The 19138-nt window shown below is 54.5% G+C and carries 18 protein-coding genes; 5 read left to right on the top strand and 13 right to left on the bottom strand.

All coding sequences use genetic code 11. The annotated features are described in order from the left end of the window. Positions 1-169 precede the first annotated feature (169 nt). Together ribB and AYK82_RS15990 are read left to right on the top strand one after the other, a co-directional pair. Positions 170-1492: a 3,4-dihydroxy-2-butanone-4-phosphate synthase gene (gene ribB, locus AYK82_RS15995; protein ID WP_068318322.1), complete on the top strand. Its 1323-nt coding sequence runs from the start codon at positions 170-172 to the stop codon at positions 1490-1492. A 312-nt stretch (positions 1493-1804) separates the two neighbouring features. Then, positions 1805-2554: a class I SAM-dependent methyltransferase gene (locus AYK82_RS15990; RefSeq protein ID WP_172795264.1), complete on the top strand. Its 750-nt coding sequence runs from the start codon at positions 1805-1807 to the stop codon at positions 2552-2554. A 26-nt stretch (positions 2555-2580) separates the two neighbouring features. On the opposite strand, the gene AYK82_RS15985 is transcribed toward AYK82_RS15990, so the two are convergent. The 12 genes from AYK82_RS15985 to AYK82_RS15930 form a co-directional block, all read right to left on the bottom strand. Further along, positions 2581-2904 (bottom strand): hypothetical protein, encoded by a 324-nt coding sequence (locus AYK82_RS15985; RefSeq protein WP_068318316.1) that lies wholly within the window; start codon positions 2902-2904, stop codon positions 2581-2583. Between the two features lie 206 nt (positions 2905-3110). Continuing rightward, the gene (locus AYK82_RS15980; RefSeq protein ID WP_068318314.1) at positions 3111-4361 is read right to left on the bottom strand and encodes a class I SAM-dependent RNA methyltransferase; all 1251 of its coding nucleotides are present in this window, start codon (positions 4359-4361) and stop codon (positions 3111-3113) included. 29 nt (positions 4362-4390) lie between these two features. Continuing rightward, the gene (locus AYK82_RS15975) at positions 4391-5122 is read right to left on the bottom strand and encodes a TlyA family RNA methyltransferase (RefSeq protein ID WP_068318311.1); all 732 of its coding nucleotides are present in this window, start codon (positions 5120-5122) and stop codon (positions 4391-4393) included. A 22-nt stretch (positions 5123-5144) separates the two neighbouring features. Then, positions 5145-5315, bottom strand: coding sequence for a hypothetical protein (locus AYK82_RS18065; RefSeq protein ID WP_156453402.1), 171 nt, complete (start codon positions 5313-5315; stop codon positions 5145-5147). A gap of 105 nt (positions 5316-5420) precedes the next feature. Next, a complete protein-coding gene (locus tag AYK82_RS15970; RefSeq protein ID WP_068318307.1) occupies positions 5421-6035 on the bottom strand; it encodes an SCO family protein in 615 nt (204 codons plus the stop codon). Positions 6036-6058: 23 nt separating this feature from the next. Beyond that, positions 6059-6565, bottom strand: a complete 507-nt coding sequence (locus AYK82_RS15965; RefSeq protein WP_068318302.1) for a copper chaperone PCu(A)C — start codon at positions 6563-6565, stop codon at positions 6059-6061. A gap of 77 nt (positions 6566-6642) precedes the next feature. Continuing rightward, a complete protein-coding gene (locus AYK82_RS15960; protein ID WP_068318295.1) occupies positions 6643-7035 on the bottom strand; it encodes a hypothetical protein in 393 nt (130 codons plus the stop codon). 111 nt (positions 7036-7146) lie between these two features. After that, positions 7147-8523: an MFS transporter gene (locus AYK82_RS15955; protein ID WP_068318831.1), complete on the bottom strand. Its 1377-nt coding sequence runs from the start codon at positions 8521-8523 to the stop codon at positions 7147-7149. Between the two features lie 299 nt (positions 8524-8822). Then, complete coding sequence (dxs, locus tag AYK82_RS15950) at positions 8823-10739, bottom strand: 1-deoxy-D-xylulose-5-phosphate synthase (protein ID WP_068318286.1); 1917 nt, start codon at positions 10737-10739, stop codon at positions 8823-8825. Between the two features lie 691 nt (positions 10740-11430). Further along, complete coding sequence (locus tag AYK82_RS15945) at positions 11431-11685, bottom strand: exodeoxyribonuclease VII small subunit (RefSeq protein ID WP_279626443.1); 255 nt, start codon at positions 11683-11685, stop codon at positions 11431-11433. A gap of 22 nt (positions 11686-11707) precedes the next feature. Next, the gene (locus AYK82_RS15940) at positions 11708-12637 is read right to left on the bottom strand and encodes a histone deacetylase family protein (RefSeq protein ID WP_068318282.1); all 930 of its coding nucleotides are present in this window, start codon (positions 12635-12637) and stop codon (positions 11708-11710) included. A gap of 696 nt (positions 12638-13333) precedes the next feature. Beyond that, positions 13334-14326 (bottom strand): L-threonylcarbamoyladenylate synthase, encoded by a 993-nt coding sequence (locus AYK82_RS15930; RefSeq protein ID WP_068318276.1) that lies wholly within the window; start codon positions 14324-14326, stop codon positions 13334-13336. 150 nt (positions 14327-14476) lie between these two features. Between AYK82_RS15930 and AYK82_RS15925 the strand changes: the two genes are divergently transcribed. From AYK82_RS15925 to AYK82_RS15915, 3 genes are read left to right on the top strand one after another with little or no spacing between them, the layout of a single operon-like run. Further along, the gene (locus AYK82_RS15925; RefSeq protein WP_068318273.1) at positions 14477-16258 is read left to right on the top strand and encodes an acyl-CoA dehydrogenase family protein; all 1782 of its coding nucleotides are present in this window, start codon (positions 14477-14479) and stop codon (positions 16256-16258) included. Between the two features lie 33 nt (positions 16259-16291). Beyond that, on the top strand, positions 16292-17026 hold the full coding sequence (locus AYK82_RS15920; protein ID WP_068318270.1) for an enoyl-CoA hydratase-related protein: 735 nt from the start codon (positions 16292-16294) through the stop codon (positions 17024-17026). Between the two features lie 23 nt (positions 17027-17049). After that, the gene (locus AYK82_RS15915) at positions 17050-17925 is read left to right on the top strand and encodes an SDR family oxidoreductase (RefSeq protein ID WP_068318268.1); all 876 of its coding nucleotides are present in this window, start codon (positions 17050-17052) and stop codon (positions 17923-17925) included. Between the two features lie 131 nt (positions 17926-18056). Here the strand turns inward: AYK82_RS15915 and AYK82_RS15910 are convergent, their stop codons facing one another. Further along, positions 18057-19055, bottom strand: a complete 999-nt coding sequence (locus AYK82_RS15910) for a DnaJ C-terminal domain-containing protein (protein WP_068318265.1) — start codon at positions 19053-19055, stop codon at positions 18057-18059. Positions 19056-19138: the final 83 nt, after the last annotated feature.

Raw genomic sequence — 19138 nt, 5'->3', positions numbered from 1 at the left:
TCACTGAAGATTATAGAAAAAGCGGGTTCAGCAGCCCGCTTTTTCTTTGCCTGTAGTTTACTTTTTTCAGTCATACTGAAAACTCCACTCGTGTTTTTTGCAAAGTGTCGGTATGTTGCATTCAAAGGCAATGCTGCTGAGGAAGAGCAGCCACATGGAGCGAAGACTTATGCGTCTAAACGACTATCTGGAGCAAACGGGCGAAAGCCGCTCTTCTTTCGCGCGGCGTGCGGGCCTTTCGCCTGCCTCGGTCACCGCGCTTTGCAATGATCCTCAGGCGTGGGTTTCGCGAGAAATGGCCTGCAAACTGGCCGAAGCCACTGCGGGGGAAGTCACCCCCAACGATTTTCTTGGTATGCAAGCAGCAAGGGAGATGAGCGTGTCACAAGCCCGAGTAGCCGAGGCCCTGCGCGCCTTTGAAGCCGGTGAAATGATTGTGGTTACCGATGACGATGACCGCGAGAACGAAGGCGATTTGATTGTCGCTGCCAGCAAGATTACGCCTGAGCAAATGGCGTTCATTGTGCGCCACACCTCTGGTATCGTTTGCGCGCCCATGACGCCGCAAATCGCCGCGCGCTTGCAGTTGCAGCCCATGGTTGCCAACAATGATGCGCCGCTGGCAACCGCCTTTACGGTTTCGGTAGATTACGCGCCGGGCTTAACCACCGGTATTTCAGCAGATGAGCGCTGCGCCACCGTGCATGCTCTGGCAAATCCAAATGTCGGCGCGACAGATTTTGTCCGCCCCGGACATGTGTTTCCGTTGGTTGCCAAAGAAGGCGGCGTCCTCATCCGCTCCGGCCATACCGAAGCGGCAGTAGACCTGTGTAAACTTACCGGTCTGCCAGAGGTCGGGGTGATAAGCGAGCTGGTCAACGATGATGGCACCGTGAAGCGCGGAGAGGATGTCGCCGCTTTCGCCAAGCAACACGAACTCAAAAGCGTGTCTGTGGCAGATCTTATTGCGTGGCGCCAGCGCAATGAGCGCCTCGTCCAGCGCACCAATGAATTTACACTGCGCACCGCAGCAGGTGAGGCGCAAGCCATTACCTACACGACCCCGTTTGACAGCGTCGACCACCTGGCGGTGGTCTTTGGCGATATTCGCGATGGACAGGATGTGCCTGTGCGCTTGCAGCGGGAATCTGTTGTTGATGATGTGTTTGGAACGGCCCGTCCGCTGGATGGCATCATGCAGGACTTTGCCAAGCGGGGGCGCGGCGTCATTGTCTATCTGCGCGAAGGCGCGGTCGGGGTTGCGAGCTCCTCTACCTCCGCCAGAGGTGGGCTTGCCGCCGCAGAGTTGGAGGAGCATGAGTCCGCAAAGACCCGAGAAGAAGGATGGCGTGAAATCGGCCTCGGTGCGCAAATCCTCAAAGATCTCGGCGTGACGTCCATCCGCGTCGTCGCCTCTAAAGCGCGTCACTATGTGGGTTTGGAGGGTTTTGGCATAGAGGTGGCCGGAACAGAGCTCTACGCGCAAGACTAGAGATTGATTGATGAAAGCAGCGCGCGGTAAAAGCCGCGTGCTAAATCAGTTACTATCTAATAAAAATTTATATGAACTGCATAGGATTTGTATAAATGAAGTTAATACAAATTATAAGGGTATTTATACTAGGTGCCTCTATCTTGTTGTTCACTATTGTTTTCAATTTGGTGTAATTTCGCAACATAACAAATGTTTATGCTCCAAAATTTCGCAGATCATTGAATTTTAACTGCTAGCTTGCCAATGTGTTACACGGAATTAACCTGTGTCACCTACCCTGACGTCAAACCAAGTAACTCGGGTAATCATATGCAAGGCGCTAGAAAAACGACAAGGCACACATCAGCAGGTCTACCGCCCGCCGCGTTGGATCGTGAATGGGGCGTTTGCGACGATTTCCTGTTGATGTTGGCGGCAGTGCGCGGTGCCAGTGTTTTGCATTTAGCCTGTGGCACAGGCGCTCTTTCCGTTGCTCTCGCAAAAAAAGGAGCGAAGGTCGTCGCTGTTGATCGCAATCCTTTTAAACTGCAACGGGCAATCAGCAACTCACGCGCTGTCACCTGGATCGGCGCGGACATGCGCACGGTTGATCTACCCAGAAAGTTTGATTTCATCATTCTTGGCGGTCTCGCATTTCATCATCTCACCACCGATACCGATCAAGTGCTTCTGCTGCAAACCATCGCCCATCACCTTAAGCCTTCCGGGCGTTTCTCTTTCGGTATTCAAAGTGAAAGCGCAAAGCCGTGGGAGCGGTGGGGGCGACAGGATGCACCTCAGCAACTTGCGACAGTTAGCGGGAACCGCGTCAGTTGCTGGCCCGAGATCACACAGATGCCAGAGGATGGGCGCCTGCACTTTGATGCGCACTACGATCATGGCGACAGCTATCATGTCGTTAGCGAGACCCGCCGGTACGTCTCCAAAGAGCATCTTGCCGATCTAGCAAAGGCAACGGGCCTGCGCATAGACAATTGGCATGGTGATTGGAGTGGTGAGGGCGCGTGTAATGCGACCCCGCACCTGATGCTGTCTGGCTCGCGCCGCTGCGATGCTTAGGAGAGCTTAAAATAAGGAAAGAGCGCTCAAAGGTTGTTGCTGTTTGGCGCTTGTTTGCGTGTGACTTGGGAAAAGCGCCGCCGCCGTTTACGGTACCGGGGCCGCGTACGCCGTAAAATCCTATGGATGCGTCCGCTGGTGCGTACCTCAACCCAGCCGACTGCATGGTTAAGCCAGCGGTAGGTGTTGCGGTTGCGCCGAAGCCATCGCGCTGCCTTGCGACTAACGCCAAGCAAAAGCACTGTGCCAATTGCCAAAAGTGGCACGCCAGTGGGAATGGGCAGCCACACGGTGAGCAAGCCAAGAATAAGGCACAACACTGCCACGGCGATAATCAGCCATCTTCCCACATCAATCTCCTCTTCAAAAAGATGATCTGTTCTATCTATGGCTTTTTCATGACTAAATATTAAAGTTGAGAACTTTAATTAACTAAAAATATTTAAATATTAAGTAGAGATGCTTTCATCCCGTGCCAATATTACTGTCGTTATGGAAATAAAAAGAGAGGCGCCTCTGAGAATGCCTCTCTATTCTTTTCATGCTAGAATGTGATCTAGGTTTTGTGGAGTAGGGCAACAACTTCTACATGCGGCGAGTAGAGGAATTGATCAAGAACAACTACCCGTTCCAGAGTAAAGCCACCATCAATCAACTCGCGTAAATCACGGGCCAGCGAGGCTGGATTACAGGAAACTGCGGCGATCTTCTTCACCTTGGATTTCGCAAGTTCTTTGGCCTGTGCATGCGCCCCAGCGCGCGGCGGGTCAAACACCACCGCGTCATAGCCCTTGCCAAAATTATCAATCTCGCCAGCGGTCATCGGATTGCGGAATAAGTCGCGCCGCTGTGTTTTAATGCCCTTGTGTCCTTGCGCACCGCGTAGAGCGGTATCCAGCGCCTTCAGAGCTGCCGCGTCGCTTTCAACGCCTAGTGTCGGCGCTGCCTGCGCAAGGCGGAAAGTTAGGGTGCCAGCACCGCAAAAAAGATCCGCGATGCGTTTGGCACCTTTCACATGCGCTGCGGCCAGCTGTGCCATTTCGTCTTCTATCGAAGCTGCAGCTTGAATAAAACCACCAGCAGGGGGCACCAGTTTCGCCGGTCCCATTGGCAGGTAAGGCGGGCGGATCTCAATCACTGTCTCCCCATCAACGGATAGCCGCGCCAAGTCTAGCGCCATCGCCTCTTGTGACAGCTCCATAAACGACCGCTCAGCGTTTTTGCCAAGGCCGCTTAGCGCAACGTCGAGTCCACCTGCGGAAGCAACAACGGTTATTTTAACCTCACCGCGCCGCGGGATGACACGCGCAACCAGTTTCTTTAAGCCCTTTAGCGCCTTGGTGATCTGCGGATCCAGAACCGGGCATTCGACCAAGTCAACCAGCCGGTGCGATTTCGCCTCGTGATACCCCAAGAGGGCCTTTTGCCCGGCGCGGACTGCGGTAAACACAGCTCGCCGTCGGGCGCCCAGATCGCACACGATGGGGGCCTCCACATCGGCCTCGATGCCGCGGTCTGCCATTGCATCCACCACCTGCTGGCGTTTGAAGGTGGCGTAGCTCTCTTTGTCCATATGCTGCAAGGCGCAGCCGCCGCATGTGCCAAAGTGGCGACATACCGGCGCTTGTCTGTGCGCGCTGGCGCTTTCCACCTCCAGCAATTGCCCGCGTGCGCCGTTAACCTTGGCGCGTACGTGCTCACCGGCGAGGGTGTAGGGAATGTAGACCTCGCGGCCATCAAGCAGGGCAACTCCGTCGCCGCGATGCGCAACGTGGGTCACCTCAAGGAGCTGGGTGTTCTCTGTCATGGCTTTGCCTGTTATTGTCTTTGGCGGCACTATCCGCTTTTTTGGGCGTAGAGCAAGTACTCTGTGTTGCCATCCCCCCCTTTGATGGGGGAGGGGCAGAGACCTAAGACCTGCCATCCACTCTGTTCACTAAGCCAATAAGCTAGCTCGTTTGCGCAATCGGCAGCGGTCTCCTGATCTACCAATCCGCCTTTGCCAATCCGTTCACGGCCAACTTCAAACTGCGGTTTTACGAGAAAAATCCCTTGCGCACCGTGCGCTGCCAGCGCGAGTGCCGGTGGCAAAGCCAGCTTGAGTGAGATAAAACTAACATCAGAAACAAGCATTTGCGGCGCATCGCCCTGCAAATGCTGTGAAGTCAGAGTTCGTGCATTCAGCCCGTCTTGCTGCATTACGCGGGAGTCTTTAGCAAGGCTGGCCACCAGCTGGTCGTGCCCCACATCAATGGCATGAACTTTTGCAGCGCCGTCCTCTAGCAAAACCTGAGTAAATCCGCCGGTTGAAGCGCCAATATCAAGACAGATTTTTCCAGAAGCCGAAAAACCGGAGACAACAAGCCCTTCTTTTAGCTTCAATGCCGCGCGGGAGACATAAGCCTGCGCCGGATCATCAATATGCACCTGCGCGTGTTGTGCAATCTTTTGCGAAGGCTTTCGCGCTGCCGCTCCATCAATCTCTACAGTGCCGCGCAAAATCGCATCACGGGCGCGCGCACGGGTTTGAAAAAAGCCTTGCTCCACCAGATACTGGTCAAGTCGCATTATGCACCTGATTCTTGCGTAGTTAGAAACAGCCAGCCAGCCCGTTTAGCAGCACATCTACATAAACAGCTTGCCCATAGCGCAGCCACAAATAGAGCCCGCCACCCAAAAGCGCAAGCAAAACCACACCAAGTATCGCGAGGACGATCACACTCCATTGGTTAGGCTCTTGCATATCGCTGTATTGGTTCATCACATTTGCACTTTCAGATGAATGCGCCGAACCCCTGCATAACTTGCAGGTATAAGTCAAAAGGCGCGGTGTTCTATCAAACAACACCGCGCCTAAGTTAGCGATCTAGCCTTTGTCGATCAAGCGGCGAATCTTTTGCATCGCCTCCTCGTGGGTGACGCCGTAACCAATGGTGCCAGTAAACTGGTTCTTGCCATTCAGCATGTAAACCGCAGCCGTGTGGTCCATGGTATAATCGCCGTCCTCTAATTCCACCTTACGTGCAAAGACGCGGTAGGTTTTGATCACATGGGCAACTTGGGTTTCACTGCCCGTAAGTGGCACAACGCGGGGATCAAACGCAGCGACGTAATCGGAGATGACGTCTGGCGTATCCCTTGTTGGGTCCACAGAGACGAACACAAAATTTAGTTTGTCCGCGTCCGCACCCAGCTCTTCAATCCACCCCTGCATTTCCGAAAGGGTGGTCGGACATACATCGGGGCAATAAGTGAAGCCGAAGAACATCAGCGTCGGCTTCCCTTGCAGGTTAACTTGCGTAAAAGGTTGGCCCTTGCCATCCACAAGGTCAAAATCGCCGCCTATCAGCACTTCCTGCTGCAGCCCTTTTCCGCCACTGCCTAGGATACTGCTGTCTTTCACAGTGATCACCAGTAATGCAATTGCAAGAACCGCAATCAGTCCCCAAGCGCTGTAACGTATTACCTTATTGAGTTGCATGGCAGGGCCTCCTTTATTTGTGACTAGTGGCCGTGGTGATGATGCGCGCCCGATTTTGCGCCCATCTTCATCACCGGAATTTTCAACTCAGCGCTACCTGCTTTTTCAAATTGCAAGGTCACGTCCAGCATCTCGCCTTGCTTAAGCGGCGCGTTCAGCCCCATAAACATAATATGGTAGCTGCCTGGCTTCAGCTCCAGCGTTTCACCGGCTGGAATAATTAACCCGTCTTTCATTTGGCGCATGGTCATCACGCCGTCAGCGACTTTCATTTCGTGGATTTCGGTGCGTTTTGCCAAATCTGATTGGGCCGCAATCAGATGCGCATCACTTGTACCGCCATTATGAATTGTAACAAATGCGCCGCCGCCTTTGGCCTTTGGCGGTGTCGCGCGGGACCAAGCCTTGCTAAGTGTAATATCTCCCAGCTTCACATCACCCATGTTTTTATGCATATCGCCTGCAATGGCGGCTGTGCCGGCCAGCGCCAAGCCAAGTCCAAGTGCGAGAGTTCTTGTGATTTTTTTCATCTGTCTAATCCTATCTATGTAGCAGCCCATGCAGTTTTGCAGGTTGCTTTGGTGCTTCCGGTTACAATGCAATTGGATTAAACAAAGGGAGGGGCGCGCGATGAAAAATGAAAGCTACGCGGGGTCCGTTCAACCTGAGCCAGATACTGAGGGCCAGCCACAGCCGCGGCTCTTGGCGGTACGTATAATGTAAGTGGCGGTGTGGCAACAAATGCAAACCCTGCCATCGCCATATGCAAGCAAGTATCGCCACAAGGGCAGGGGCCTTGCCCTTCCGGGGGCAGATGCCGCGCATCGACAATGCCCGAAGGGTTGCAGATATAGTCAAGTCCTGCGACGGCTGGCGCCGGATTACCGGTAAGGCCCAAGCTGATAAGGGTGACGCGCGCAACAACAGCCAACCCCGCCAACAAGGCAAGACTGGTGCGTTCACTGCGTAACAAGCCAAGAAGATTTATCCCTCCGTACATGTGCGCATGCTAGGCGCACGGAGTTGCAGAAGTAAAGCGCTATGACACTGCGCAATCACCTCAAATTGGTTTTTCAGGTGGAAAGCGCAGTATCCTTGCGTTTGATCAACTTCACCGCTGGGTCTCGTTGTCCGCAACCCTTGCCTCCGCGCCCATTTCTGGCTCCTCAGCCTCAGGGGAAGGCTCGCTATACTCTTCCGAGGCGATGCCCACTTCGCTTTCATAGGCAGGGAACTCTTCTGGCGGGATAACGTTCGGATCTTCCACATCCAGAGGTTCCGGCATAACCGCCGTACCAACACCCGATACGGTGGCGATCTCGAAGTCTGTCTTGTCGTCGCTCTCCACCGGTTGGTTCGCCAATAAGCGCACAAAGACCGCGGCCGAAAGCACAATCTCCACCGCCATAACCCAAGAGAACAGACCGTTCGGCCCGAGGCCACGCATCAGAAATGAAGCGAGCAGTGGCCCTACCATGGAGCCCAGACCGCTTGCCAGCAACAGACCGGAGGACGTCTCCACGTAATCCTCAGGGTCGGCAGAATCGAAAGCATGCGCAACGATCACGGCATAAATCGGCTGCGTTGCCGCGCCAAGCACCACAAACAGAGCAAAAAACGCCCAGAAACTATCAAAGCTGTAGGATTTCACCACAGCCGCCAGTACAGAAGCTGCCACGGCTAAGGTGAGAATGACCTTACGCCGGTCCATCTGGTCTGATAGGCGGCCTATGGGCCACTGCATCAGCGCCCCCCCTAGAACCACCGCCGCTGCAAGGTAGGCAGATTGCTGTGTGTCATAACCAGATAGGCTGGCGTAAAGTGGCGCCAACATCCATACAGAAGAGTTTGCCATACCGGTCAGCAGAGAGCCGATCAGTGCAATGGGTGATGTTTGATAAAGCCGCACAGGGCGAAACCGCACAAGTGCAATGGGTGCAGGCTGGGTGGCTCTTGTCAGTGCCACTGGAATAACTGCCATACTCACGGCGACCGAAGCCACGATAAATGGTGTGAAGGAGGCCAGATCGAACACGGGCATCAACACTTGCCCGCCCATTGTCGCACCCAGATACAGCACAATGTAAATCGACATAGTGGTGCCACGGTTCTCGTTGGTTGACCGTTCGTTGAGCCAGCTCTCGACTATGAGCGTCACGCCCGCCAGACAAAAGCCAGTAAGCAACCGCATCACTGCCCACGCATTGGGCTCGATAATCACCGGATGCAGCAATGCCACTGCTGACATCATGGAAACCAGCGCCGCAAATGCGCGAATATGTCCGGCACGCATGATCAGATAGGGCGCAGCCAGACAGCCCGCCACATATCCCGCATAAAAGCCGGAGGAGATTAAACCAATTGCGACATCACTGAAGCCGCTGTTGTTTGCCGCCAGCGGAATAAGTGTTGATGTGAGGCCGTGTCCCAAGATCATCAGAACAACGGACAGAAGAAGAGCAGCAACTGCGCCGAGCAACCCCGCCATGGCAAAACCCACGATTAGACTGTTTGGAAATTGATCCTACTGCACTCAGGTCGGACCGGTCATTAGGCACGTTAGCTAGCTAGACGGGAGCCTAGACTCGAGGCGACGTGCCTTAATGCCCGCATTGCCCAAATTGGCGCTGCTTCGCAACAAAAAAATGCAGCAGGCCCAAGAAAAAATGCAAGGCTGCCTAAGTGAGGCTAAGCATAATTAAAAATTCTTGGCCATTTTACTGCTTTATCAACGAAAAAGGCGGGTCCTTCGACGCCGCCTCTATTGCAGGTTATCCACACTCTGACCTAGGGGGAGGCAGAGTTCGCCGCCCGCAAAGCGTCTTCGCCACTCACACCGATTGCCTCAAAGGCTTTGGCTGCAATCCCGGCTGCGTCTAACCCTGCGGCGGCGTACATCTTGGCGGGGGAATCATGATCCTGATAGATATCAGGCAACACCAAAGATCGTACCTTTAAGCCATGGTCCAGCGCACCTTGTGAGGACAATAGCTGCAACACTTGCGAACCAAACCCACCAACGCTGCCTTCTTCTACGCAGATCAGCACCTCGTGCTCTTTCGCCAGCTGTAACACTAAAGCTTCGTCAAGGGGCTTGGCAAACCGGGCGTCAGCAACACTGGTAGAAAGTCCGGCGCTGTCCAGAGTGTCCGCAGCCTTGAGACACTCTTGTAAGCGGCCACCAAAGCTCAGCAAGGCCACTTTGCTGCCTTCCTTTACCATGCGTCCACGCCCAATTTCCAAAGGCATGCCAACCTCGGGTAGTTCGAGGCCAACCCCTTCACCGCGAGGATAGCGGAAGGCGATAGGCCCCTCGTCATAGGCCGCCGCAGTTGCCACCATATGGGTCAGTTCGGCCTCATCACCACTGGCCATCACCACCATATTGGGCAGGCAGCTGAGATAGGCTGTATCAAATGATCCTGCATGGGTCGCACCATCTGCCCCCACAAGGCCCGCCCGGTCAATCGGGAAGCGAACGGGTAGCTTTTGAATGGCAACATCATGAACCACTTGGTCATAGGCCCGCTGCAGGAACGTCGAATAGATTGCACAAAACGGTTTGTACCCCTCCACAGCCAGCCCAGCAGCAAAGGTAACCGCATGTTGCTCTGCAATCCCCACATCAAATGTCCGCTTAGGGAAAGCCTCCCCAAACACGTCAAGGCCGGTCCCGTCAGGCATCGCCGCCGTGATGCCGACGATCTTCTTGTCCTTTTCCGCTTCCTTTATCAAGGCATTGGCAAAGACACGTGTGTAACTCGGAGCATTGGGCTTGGGCTTGGACTGCTTGCCGGTCACCACATCAAATTTGGCAACAGCATGATATTTGTTGCTTGCTTCTTCAGCAGGCAAATAGCCCTTACCTTTTTGCGTGACCACATGGACCAGAACCGGCCCTTCCCGCGCATCGCGCACATTCTTCAAAACAGGGAGCAGATGATCAAGATTATGCCCATCTACAGGGCCAACATAGTAAAAACCAAGTTCTTCAAACAAAGTGCCGCCAGTCCAGAAGCTGCGAGCAAATTCTTCAGCCAATGCCGCTTTCTCTTGGATCGGCTTGGGCAGGGCCTTGGCAACTTGCTTGGCGGCCTCGCGAATAGAAGCATAGGTCTTGCCAGAGACCAGCCGCGCTAAAGATGCAGAAACAGCGCCCACTGGAGGCGCAATAGACATATCGTTATCGTTCAATATCACCACGAGCGGGGATTTCATCGCACCCGCATTGTTCATGGCTTCATAAGCCATGCCTGCCGAAAGTGCGCCATCGCCAATCACCGCAATCACATTGTTGTCGCACCCGTCAAGGTCGCGTCCAATAGCCATGCCAAGTCCAGCCGAAATCGAAGTGGAGGAATGCCCTGCACCAAACGGGTCGTAGACGCTTTCGCTGCGCTTGGTAAAGCCGGATAGGCCACCGCCCTGTCGCAGACTGTGCATCTTTTCTTTGCGCCCGGTCAGGATCTTGTGCGGGTAGCACTGGTGCCCCACATCCCAGATTAACTTGTCATCTGGCGTATTAAACACGTGGTGTAATGCAACAGTCAGCTCCACCACGCCCAATCCGGCGCCCAAATGTCCGCCTGTTTGCGAGACAACCTCTATCAATTCACCGCGCAACTCCTCCGCCACCTGCTTGAGGTCGTCTTCAGGAATGGCGCGCAGGTCGGCAGGGGTAGAAATCTTATCGAGCAGGGACATTGGCTTTATAAATAGTTACTTTTGTTGGCTGCATGTACGCTTTTGCGCACCCACCATGGCTTACATCACTCTCTCATATGGTGCAATCGCTAACCCCTAGCAAGCGTTGGATAGCACAAAACCACCTTTGCCTTGCCACAGTTTGACCTTGGTGCGTTGTGATGTGCGCATAGAACACAAAGTTTTTTCTACATTGGAAAACAACAAAAAACTGTTATTTCCCCCTATGGGGTGATGCAATTCTTTTAAAAAAGTCCTATGCGTATGTTGTGGTCGATGGGGCCACGTGCACAGTGATCGACTTGGGGCCGCGTTTTTGCGCGGCCCTCTTTTTTTGATTTGCTCTATGCTTGCAACAAACTTGCCTTGGGTAAGATTGCTTCTTTTCCTTCGCCAGTTTTGCTATTCCCAATTAATTAAGAGGGGAAAAAATACTAGAAAAAGCCCTTGCGGAAACCCGCAGGTTTTCACAACTTCACGTGCAGTAAAAATCTATTTTCGAAAAAATGTTCACGATGAAAACGTATACTACTCTGATTTATTGAGTGTTTTAATAATTCTATTAAAAGAATAAGTATAGCTTGTGACACTGCGATCACTGGTGGATCACAACAAATTGAAAGGGGCGAATGCCGAGCGCACCCGACCCAATCAAGTCGAACAAGTTCCTTAGCCGCCTCAGAGAGTGGCTCTAGGATTCTGGAAGGGCTTCAACGCTGCTGGCAGCGCCATTTTGCGCCAGCTGTATCTTTTCAACCTTCGCCTCTGCCGCTTTTAACAGAGAATCGCAGCGCTGGCGCAGTGCTTCGCCGCGCTCGTAAAGTACGATGCTCTTTTCAAGCGGCACTTGTCCCTGTTCTAGGTCGCGCACAATGGTTTCTAGCTGGGCCATGGCCTCTTCAAAGCTCAGGCTATCAACATCGGGGAGAGGAGAGGGCGTGGTCAAATGCGTGTTCCTTGCCAAAATGCTAGTGGTTCATCAATGTCATTACATGAGCTGCGGCCGAACGGGCAAGCCCTTCAAGATCATATCCCCCCTCAAGTAGGGAGACAACGCGTCCAGCGCAGCAGGTGTCCGCAACTTCCATCAACTGCGATGTTGCCCATGCAAAGTCCAACTCTGTTAGCTTCAGCCCGCCCATAGGGTCGCGCATATGTGCGTCAAAACCGGCGGAAATTATCAGCAAGTCAGGAGAGAACGCTTTCAGTCGCGGCAGGAGTTTTTCCTGCATAGCTTCTTTAAACACCTCTCCACCATCGCCGTAGCTCAGCGGAGCATTGACGATTGAGCCGTGCGCCCCTTCTTCGTTCTTGTCGCCAGTGCCGGGAAACAGTTGTCCCTGATGCGTGGATGCGTACATGACGCTGGCATCCTCCCAGAAGATTTCCTGAGTACCATTGCCGTGATGCACATCAAAATCGACAATCGCCACACGCTCGGCGCCAAAATGGTCCTGCGCATATCTGGCTGCCACCGCAGCATTGTTAAACAGGCAAAACCCCATCGCACGCTTGCTCTCCGCATGGTGCCCCGGTGGGCGCGACAAGCTAAAAGCGTTCTTCACCTTACCAGCCATCACCTCTTCAACGGCTTGGCAAGCCCCGCCAACTGCGCGCATCGCCGCCTCCCAGCTGCCGGGAGATAGCGTGGTGTCATGATCCAGCTGCACAATGCCATTTTGTGGCATACGCCGATGTAAAAAGTTGATGTGGTCAGGGCTGTGAACTCTGGCAACATCCTGAAAGCGGCCGATTTGCGCAACATCCCGCGCCAGCATGGAAAACCGCTCGTTCTCGAGTATACGATCAATGGAGCGCAGCCGATCTGCCCTCTCAGGGTGCCCGATTGGCGTTAGATGACTCAAGAAACTTGGATGCTGCAACAATAGCGTACTCAAGAAAATCGCCCCCGAATGGTTGAGAGGGCAGCTTTCATGATGCGGCCGTGCCTGTCAATTGGCCGCACGGGGGAGAGCGCCACAAAGTCACTTTGACAGCAAATCTATCCATAGGAAACACGCAGTAGACAACCGACCTTAGAAAACAACGATCCTATGAAAACAAGGGCGCATAAGCCACAGCTACAAGAAAACCGGGGCGCAGAGCCTTTCAAAATGCGCTAGGAACCTAGCACATAAAAAGACTACAGGCCCCGGGTTCAAGGTGCGGGCTATGCCCGTGGGGGAGGTCCGTCAAGCAAGCCTAACAAGAACTGCTGTATTGAGACTTGGCTTTTGTGGTTTTCGAACGTGCCGCCATTCAAAAACCAGACCAAGCCTCGCAGCTTGTCACACTCTAGGAGCCGGAGGCATGCGCCCCGAAAATGCAGTGCTCTCTAGCTCTTATTTAGAAGTCTTACAGATTGTTGCAAAAAGCGCAGCTTCCTTTTTCCTTAAGCCCATGAATGCAAGGGGGAGAGAATATGCAGCACAATGCAAGCAGTCTCCACATGTTGCGAAACTGCATCATTTTGGTGCTGAACACCTTGAGAATTAAGGGTTAGTTATCCTCAGGAGTGATTGTGCGCTAAACATCATTAGGGCGCATCAGCAAGGGGTGCCCAAGGTAAAGCCACAGGTGCAGAGCCCAAGTGCCTATCCACGCGGCGCCGCAGCCCGCTGCAGCCGGTCGTTTATTGCCTCACCAAGGCCGTGCAATGGCACTGGCGTAGCAGCGATGCGCCCACCAGCGGCTAGACTGTCAGCCTTTCGCAGGGCACGAAACAGCCGTGCTGCCGCTTCAACCAGATCGCCGCTGGCACTTAGCTGAACCTGTGCTTTAGCCTTGCTTAAACCATCAGGGGCCACAGGCCCAAACAGTAGCGCGACTTCGCCTGCCTCAATTTGCGTCGCGTTCAGCCGTAGCCAGCTCTCTGGCGCGTAATGTGAGCTCATCATGCCCGGTGCGGCGGGGGCACTGTCGTCGCTGCCCGCGCGGACTAAACTGCAACCCAGTACATCTTCCAACGCTTCGCGCGCCATGCCGCCGGGGCGCAGCAATGTCGGCTGTGGGCCCACGAGTGAAACTATGGTGGATTCGACGCCCACCTGCGTTGGTCCGCTATCCACGAGAAACGCCAGCTTGTCTCCAAGGTCGGCAGCTACATCATCCGCTGTGGTGCCACTAATCTTGCCTGACAGATTAGCGCTCGGCGCTGCCAGTGGCCGGTCGAGTGCGCGAGTCAGCTCTTGCATCAACGGCGCGTCTGGCACCCGCAGTGCGATGCTATCGAGCCCGGCCGTCACCAGCTCACTCACCGGCGAGCCAGCACGCTTGGGCACAACCAGGGTAAGCGCCCCCGGCCAAAACCGCTCAGCAAGTATCAAAGCACGTTCATCAAGCTCGCCGTGCTTGCACGCCGCCTCCACATCCGCCACATGCGATATCAGCGGGTTAAACTGAGGCCGCCCTTTCGCCGCGTATATACGCGCGCAAGCCTCGCCATTGATGGCGTCCGCAGCCAAGCCATAAACAGTTTCGGTTGGCAATGCAGCCAACTCTCCGCGCAGCAACGCATCGCAAAGTGCGCGAAACGGCGCTTCCCGCACGAAATCGGGGGCAGACTGATCGACTTTCCAACGGTACATCACGGCAAGCTTCCATAACTCGACGAAGGGAGGGGCAAATAGACCTTGACGTAAACGTCAATCAGCCCAATCCTATAGGCAACAAAGATACAGCGGCGTTGTGAGGGTCAAACAGCCATTCGTCAAGCCGTGAATGGGAGGAAAGACAAATTGTATCGCGCACCACTTGCCGAAATTGCCTTTACCATGAAGAATCTCGCTGGCCTGCCAATGCTTCAACAGCACTGGCAAAACGCCGAGATTGACGAAGATCTAATCAACGGCATTCTTGCCGAGGCGGGGAAATTCGCTGAAAAGACCATCGCGCCGCTAAACCCGATTGGCGACAAGCACCCGGCCCAACTCGTCGATGGTGCGGTGAAAACCTCTCCCGGCTGGGCGCAAACCTACCGTGAATGGTGCGATGCGGGCTGGAACAGCCTCTCCGGTTCCCCCGAATATGGGGGCATGGGCCTGCCTGCATTGCTGGCAACAGCCATTATGGAGATGTGGAACGGGGCCAATATGGCATTCGCCCTTGGTCCCACATTGACCATCGGCGCGGTAGAGGCTTTGCAGCATCACGGCAGCGCGCAGCTGCGCGAAACCTATCTGGAAAAGCTGGTCTCCGGTGAGTGGACCGGCACAATGAACTTAACCGAGCCCCAAGCCGGCTCAGACCTTGCAGCCCTGCGCACCAAGGCAGAGCCGCAGGGTGATGGCACCTATAAAATTTTCGGACAGAAAATTTTCATCACCTATGGCGATCACGATATGAGCGAAAACATCGTGCATTTGGTGCTTGCTCGCTTGCCGGACGCTCCCGAAGGAACACGAGGTATTTCACTGTTCCTTGTGCCAAAGCGTTTGGTCAATGAAGATGGAACTCTGGGTGCTCTAAACGATGTAACAGTTGCAGGCGTGGAGCATAAAATGGGCATTCATGGCTCGCCCACATGCACCATGGTTTATGGCGACAATGGCGGTGCCATTGGCTACTTAATTGGCGAGGAGAACAAAGGCCTCGCCTGCATGTTCACCATGATGAACAATGCCCGCCTTGTTGTGGGCACACAAGGGGTTGGCATCGCCGAGTTGGCCTCACAAATGGCGCAGAGCTACGCACTGGAGCGCAAACAGGGCAAAGCTGCCAAGGATGTATCCGGCATGAGCCCCATTGCCCATCATCCCGATATCAAGCGCTCCTTGGTGCGTATGCGCGGCCTCACCAATGCCGCCCGCATAATCTGCCTGAACTGTGCGCTGGCCCTCGATATGGCAAATACAGATTTACCGGAGGAAGAAAAGCGTTTCTGGCGTGAGCGGGCAGGCTTGTTAACCCCGCTCGCCAAGGCATTCTCGACAGACATTGGCGTCGAGGTGGCCTCCGAAGCGCTGCAGGTGCATGGCGGCATGGGGTATATCGAAGAAACCGGCATCGCCCAGCTGCACCGGGATGTGCGCATCGCCCCGATTTACGAGGGCACCAATGCAATTCAGTCCATCGATTTGGTATTGCGCAAGCTTACCTTGTCAAAAGGGGAAAACCTTAGGGCCCTGCTTGCCGAGCTGCAGGGCGAGGCAGAGGACATCGCCAAGCATAACCTGCCGCAGCTTGGCAGCACCGCGGCAGCTTTGCAAAGCGCACTCGGTGCAACTAAGGAGGCCAGCCAATGGTTGCTTACAGCCCTGCAGGAAAAACGCAGCGATGAAGCACTGGCAGGGGCCACGCCGTATCTGCGCCTCTTGAGCCTTACATATGGCGGCGTCAAGCTCGCCAAGGCGGCCATCATAAGCCATCTGCAAGACGCAAACGCCAGCGAAACCGTGCAGCGTTTCGCCGTCGCGCGCCTGTTCGCCGAGACCATCCTGCCAGAAACGGCTGGTCTGGCCAAAACTATCACCACCGCTGCGCCGGGTATTCTGGCTGTTGAAATTGAAGAGTTGGCTTAAGCCCTGCCGGCGAACCGGACTATTGGGGGAGAAATGATCGAGATCGAAGTTAAAAATGGCTGCCAATACATCACCATGTCGCGGCCAGAAAAGAAAAACGCTCTAACCGACGCCATGTACATGAGCATGGCGCAAGCTCTGGAGCGACAAGATGAAACGATCGCGTGTCATGTGCTGCGTGGAGCTGGAGGGGGCTTCACCGCTGGGAATGACATCATGGATTTCATGCGCTTTCATGCCAATCAAACCAAGCCGGAAGGGGTGGAGCGCTTTTTAAAGGCCTTGGTGACCTGTCAGCAACCGCTGATCGCAGCTGTTGAAGGTGATGCTATTGGCGTGGGCACCACGATGCTCTTCCATTGCGATATGGTGATCGCGGCGGATACTGCTAGGTTGAAAACACCTTTTGTGGACCTTGGGCTGGTGCCAGAAGCTGCGGCATCCCTGCTCGCGCCGCGCTTGATGGGGCATCAAAAGGCATTTGAGCTGCTGTGCCTTGGCAACAGCTTCAGCGCGGAAGATGCGCACCGCTGCGGCCTTGTCAATCAGATAGTGCCCGCAGCACAGTTAAATGAAACCGTATCAACGCTGACCGCCACAATTGCACAAAAACCTCGTGAGGCCTTGCGTCTATCGCGACAGTTGTTGCGCCCGGATGCAAAGCAAGTGATGGCCCGCATGCAAGAGGAGATTGCCTTGTTTGAGCAGCGCCTGCTTTCAACAGAAGCGCAGCAGGCCTTTATGAAATTTATGAGTAAAGCCGGTTAATCACCGCGACAAAAGGAATAGTCATGAGCACACAACCTACTCTTGCGGGGAAAACCCTGTTTATCACCGGCGCTTCTCGAGGCATTGGCCTGGCCATTGCCAAGCGGGCGGCAAAGGACGGCGCGAACATCGCTATTGCCGCAAAAACCACCGAACCACATCCCCGCCTTGAAGGAACGATCTACACCGCTGCTGCAGAGTTGGAAGCATTGGGCGGTAAGGCTTTGCCACTAGCTGTAGACGTTCGTGATGAGCAAAGCGTGGCCGAGGCCATGGCCAAAACCGCCGAGACGTTTGGCGGTCTTGATATCCTCGTAAATAATGCCAGCGCGATTAACTTGACGCCGCTGGAAAAAATCGAGATGAAGCGATTTGATCTGATGCATCAAATCAACACCCGCGGCACGCTGCTATGCGCTCAAAAAGCCTTGCCCTACCTAAAACAATCGCAAAATCCGCATATATTGATGCTGTCGCCGCCATTGGACATGCAGGAAAAGTGGTTCAAAAACCACACACCATACTCTATCGCAAAATATGGCATGAGCCTCGCGGTGCTTGGGCTGGCTGGGGAGTTGCGCTCCAAAGGCATCGCTGTGAATGCTTTATGGCCACGCACCACAATCGCCACCGCTGCTGTGAAAAATCTGCTGGGCGGCGCGGAGATGGTGAGCGCGAGCCGCACGCCGGAAATCCTCGCCGATGCCGCCCATGTGATTTTCACCAGTAACGAGCGTGAAGCCACAGGCAACTTTTATATCGACGATACGCTGCTGGCCGCGCATGGTACGAGCAATTTTGATAGCTACCGCGTTGACCCAAGTAAGGACCTAATGCCGGATTTCTTTGTTCCTGATGACAGCGAAGCGCCTGAGCCGCTATCTGCGCTGGTGAAATAAGACAAACGGAAAAGGCGGTTGGCATTTAAAAAAGCCTACCGCCTCTACATCTTTCCAGTGTCTGCGCCAAGGCGCAGGAAAACGGCCGCTACGCGACATTTAAGCGGCGGATCGCTGCGCGACCGCTTTTGTTAACTGCCGTTAAACTCGTTGCCGCGGACACGATAGGGCTTGAGCTCACGCCATGCCCGCATTAGGTTTTCCAACTCTTCGTCCGCTTGCTCTGGCAGCGCCACTTGCAAGCTCACAAGCAGATCGCCAGCACCGCCGGTTTTCTTCGGTAGACCTTTGCCCTTAAGACGCATGGTTTTACCTGAACTGGTGTTCTCCGGAATAGTAATTTTGACCGCACCATCCAAGGTTGGTACTCGCAGTTTTGCTCCAAGAACCGCCTCATAAAGTGTAAGTGGCAGTTCTATACGTAGATCTGAGCCATCAACTTTAAACAAGGGGTGTGCCGCAAAGCGAATTTCCACCAAGGCATCGCCCGTCTTGCCGCCAGCACCGGCATGCCCTTGTCCCTTTAGTCGGATTTTGTCGCCTTCCTGCGTGCCCGCAGGAACTTTCACGTCCACGGTTTTGCCGCTGGGGAGCTTAACGCGTGCCTTGCCACTGCCAGCAAGATCTTCAAGGCTGATACGTGCGGTTAGCGCTGCGTCCTTGCCCTTGCTGGCGCTGTTTGCTTCATATTGCGCCCGTGCTCCGGCCCCTGCGCCGCCGCCAAAGCCCTCAGCACCTGCAGCGCGGCGTCTGCCGCCTCCGCCAAAGCCGCCAAGAATATCATTCAGGATATCGTCAAAACCGCCGCCGCCGCCAGCGGGACCAGCGGAGGAAAAGCCGAAACCGCCACGTCCACCACGCGCACCAGCGCCGCCAAACCCGGCAAAGTCATTAGGGTTAAACTGCGCCTTACCCTCGCCATCGATCTCGCCGCGGTCAAATTGTTGCCTCTTCTCCTTATCTCCAAGGACTTCGTAGGCTTGGTTCACTTCCGCAAATTTGGCTTGCGCCTGCGGGTTATCGGCGTTCTGATCAGGGTGGTATTGCTTGGCAAGGCGGCGAAAGGCCTTTTTAATGTCGGCTTCCGAGGCGCTCTTATCCACCCCAAGAATTCGGTAGGGATCTTTCATAGGTGTCCATAAGCTAGAAACAGGCGCTTAACTGCGCGAACTTGGCGCGACAATAAAATACTTGTGGCGAGTTACAAAGTGGT

The organism is Polycladidibacter hongkongensis, assembly GCF_001561995.1.
Taxonomy (GTDB): domain Bacteria; phylum Pseudomonadota; class Alphaproteobacteria; order Rhizobiales; family Stappiaceae; genus Pseudovibrio; species Pseudovibrio hongkongensis.
Note: the sequence above shows the minus strand (reverse complement) of the source record. Positions and strands in the feature narration are given on the sequence as shown.